Raw genomic sequence first — 3689 nt, forward strand, 5'->3', positions numbered from 1 at the left:
GTGCAAACCCGCCTGGCGCCCCCGCCCGCACCGGAGCCGCCCGCGCCGCGAGCCCCGCGCGTCCCGGCCGGCGCTCCGGAGCCCATCGCCATCATCGGCATGGGCGGGCGCTTCGCGCGCTCCCCCGACCTCGACACCTTCTGGCGGCACCTCAAGGAAGGCACCGACCTCATCGAGGAGATTCCGGCGGGACGCTGGGACTGGCGCGCCCTGGACGGCAATCCCCTCACCGAGCCGAACCGGACGAACATCCGCTGGGGCAGCTTCATCGACGAGGTGGAGCAGTTCGACGCCGCCTTCTTCCGCATCACCCCGCGCGAAGCCGGGCTGATGGACCCACAGCACCGGCTCTTCCTCCAACTCGCGTGGAACACCCTGGAGGACGCGGGCTACCGCCCCAGCGCCCTCGCCGGGACGAAGACGGGCGTGTTCGTGGGTATCGGGACGACCGACTACCACGACCTGCTGCGGGACTTCGGCGTCGAGGCGGACGCGCACACCGCCACGGGCAAGGCCCACTCGGTGCTCCCCAACCGGCTCTCGTTCCTGCTCGACCTGCATGGCCCCAGCCTGCCGGTGGAGACGGCGTGCTCCAGTTCCCTGGTCGCCATCCACCACGCGGTCCAGGCCCTGCGCGCGGGTCAGTGCGAGCTGGCGCTCGTCGGCGGCGTCAACCTGCTGCTCAGCCCGCACCTCTACTTCGCGTTCGGCCGGGCGGGCATGCTGGCCGAGGACGGCCGCTGCAAGACCTTCGACGCGAGCGCCAACGGCTATGTCCGAGGTGAAGGGCTCGGCGCCCTGCTGCTCAAGCCTCTGTCCCAGGCCGAGGCGGATGGGGACACCATCCACGCCGTCATCCGGGGTACCGCCATCAACCATGGCGGCCGCGCCCAGGCACTGACGGCGCCCAACCCCACGGCCCAGGCGGACCTGCTGGTCGCGGCCTACGCCGACGCCCAGGTCGACCCGTCAACGGTGGGCTACATCGAAGCGCACGGCACCGGCACGCGGCTGGGTGACCCCATCGAGGTCAATGGCCTGCGACAGGCCTTCGAGCGGCTCTACCGCCAATGGGGGAAGCCCGCGCCGACCGAGCCGCACTGCGCGCTCGGCTCGGTGAAGACGAACATCGGGCACCTGGAGACCGCCGCGGGCATCGCGGGTGTCCTCAAGGTCGTGCTGGCGCTCCGCCATCAGACGCTGCCGGCCAGCCTCCACTTCCAGACGCCCAACCCGGAGCTGCGGTTGGGAGGCAGCCCGTTCTTCGTCAACGGGCAGACCCGGCCGTGGGCGGCGCCTCCCACGGAGGGGACGTCCGAGCCTGTCCGCCGCGCGGGCGTGAGCTCGTTCGGCTTCGGCGGGACCAACGCGCACGTCGTGCTGGAAGAGTACCGCGCGCCGGCGCGCCCCGCGGAGGACGCCACGGAGCCGCGGCTCGTGGTGCTGTCCGCGCACGAGCCCGCCGCGCTGAAGACCGCCGCGCGGCGCCTGCGCGACGCCCTGCGCCGCGAGGAGCGGCCCCGGCTGGAGGATGTCTCCTATACCCTGGCGGTGGGCCGCGAGGTGCTGGACGCGCGGCTTGCCCTCGTCGCGCGCAGCCTCGATGAGCTCGTCGCCGCGCTCGACGGCTGGCTGGAGCACGGCACCGCCCCTGGGGTCCACACCGGCGACGCCCAGGACGCGCGCTGGGGCGACACGCTGTTCGGAGGCGCGGCGGGCGCCGCGTTCCTGGACGCGCTGGTCTCCGGCCGCGAGTTGGAGCGGATTGCTGGGCTGTGGACCCGCGGCGTGCTCTCCGACGTGTCGCGGCTGTTCCCGCTCCCGCACCGTCGCGTGTCGCTCCCCGGTCACGCGTTCGCGCCGACGCGGCACTGGCTGCTGCCTGCCCCCGCCGACCGCCTCTACGTGAAGCACGACGGCGGGGCGCCGGCACATGCCCCCGCGGCCCCCAGGCAGGCGGCGCCCGCGCGTCCCGTAGGCCCTTCGCCGCGAGGCAGCCTGCCCCCCGCGAGCCCTTCACTCGAAGACGCCGCGCTCCACGCCCTCACCCAGGCGCTGGCGGCGACGGCGCGGCTGGCCCCCGAGACACTGCAGCCCTCGACTGAATTCGAGAGCCTCGGGATGAACTCCATCCTCATCTCGGAGCTCCACCAGAAGTTGGAGCTGTCCGTCGGCAAGCTGCCCATCACGCTGTTCTACAAGCACAGGAACCTGGCGGCGCTGACGGCGTACCTCTGCGAAGCGCACACGGAGGGCGTCCGGAAGCTGGTGGGTGAGCAGGCGGCCCCGCTCGCCGCCGAGCCCCCGCCGGCAGCAGCGCCCCAGCCCGTCCCGGCGGCGCCTCACGCGGAGCCGAGAGCCACGGCGGGCGACCCGGGGATGGACATCGCCATCATCGGGATGAGCGGCCGCTACCCCCAGGCGGAGAACCTGGAGCGCTACTGGCAGAACCTGGAGGCCGCCCGGGATTGCATCGAGGAGGTTCCCGCGAGCCGCTGGGACTGGCGGCCCCTGTTCGACGCCTCGCGCCAGCAGCCCGGCTCCATCTACGCGAAGTGGGGTGGGTTCCTGGATGGGGTGGACCGGTTCGACGCGGCGTTCTTCCAGGTCTCCCCGCTGGTGGCCCGGTACATGGACCCGCAGGAGCGCCTCTTCCTCGAGACGGCGTGGTCCTGCCTGGAGGACGCGGGATACACCCGCGCGGGGCTGGCTGGCGGCGCCCGCGCCCCCGTGGGCGTGTTCGTGGGCGTCACCTACAACGAGTATGCGCTGCTGGGGGCCCAGGCCTGGGCCAACGGCCAGCGCATCCCGTTCAACACCCAGACGTTCTCCATTGCCAACCGCGTCTCCTACGCGCTGGATCTGAGCGGCCCCAGCCTCACGGTGGACACAGCCTGCTCGTCCTCGCTGAACGCCGTCCACCTCGCATGCGAGAGCCTGCGCTCGGGCGCGTGCGAGGCGGCCATCGCGGGGGGCGTGAACCTGTCGCTGCACCCGAACAAGTACGTGATGCTCTGCGCCAACCGCTTCGCGGCGAGCGACGGGCGGTGCCGCAGCTTCGCCGAGGGCGGCGATGGCTACGTCCCCGGCGAGGGCGTGGGCGCCGTGCTGCTCAAGCCCCTGGCCCTGGCCCTGCGTGACGGGGACACCATCCATGGCGTCATCAAGGGCAGCGCGCACAACCACGACGGGAGGACGCACGGCTACACCGTGCCCAACCCCGTGGCCCAGACCGAGGTCATCCTCGAGGCCCTGCGGCGCGCGCGCGTGGATGCCCGGACGGTCAGCTATGTGGAGGCCCATGGCACGGGAACCCACCTGGGAGACCCCATCGAGGTCACCGGGCTGACGGACGCATTCCGCCGCCACACCCAGGAGCGAGGCTTCTGCGCCATCGGCTCGGTGAAGGCCAGCATCGGCCACCTGGAGTCCGCGGCGGGTATCGCCCAGTTGCACAAGGTCCTGCTCCAGATGAAGCACCGGCGCCTGGCGCCCACGCTCATCCACGGCGGCCGGCTCAACCCGCACATCGACTTCGACAGCACGCCCTTCCGCGTCCAGCGGGAGTCCTCGCCCTGGCTGGCCCGGGACGGAGCGCCCCTGCGCGCCGGCATCAGCAGCTTCGGCGCGGGCGGCGTCAACGTACACGTCGTGGTCGAGTCCTGGGAGGCTGTCTCTTATACCCATCT

At 72.4% G+C, this 3689-nt stretch carries 1 protein-coding gene; it reads left to right on the forward strand.

Features of this window, described 5'->3' with window-relative positions; genetic code table 11:
- On the forward strand, positions 1–3689 hold a 3689-nt coding region (locus tag HNV26_RS37080), incomplete at both ends, for a beta-ketoacyl synthase N-terminal-like domain-containing protein (RefSeq protein WP_253817398.1).

The sequence above is a fragment of the Myxococcus xanthus genome (genome assembly GCF_013116825.1).
GTDB lineage: Bacteria > Myxococcota > Myxococcia > Myxococcales > Myxococcaceae > Myxococcus > Myxococcus xanthus_B.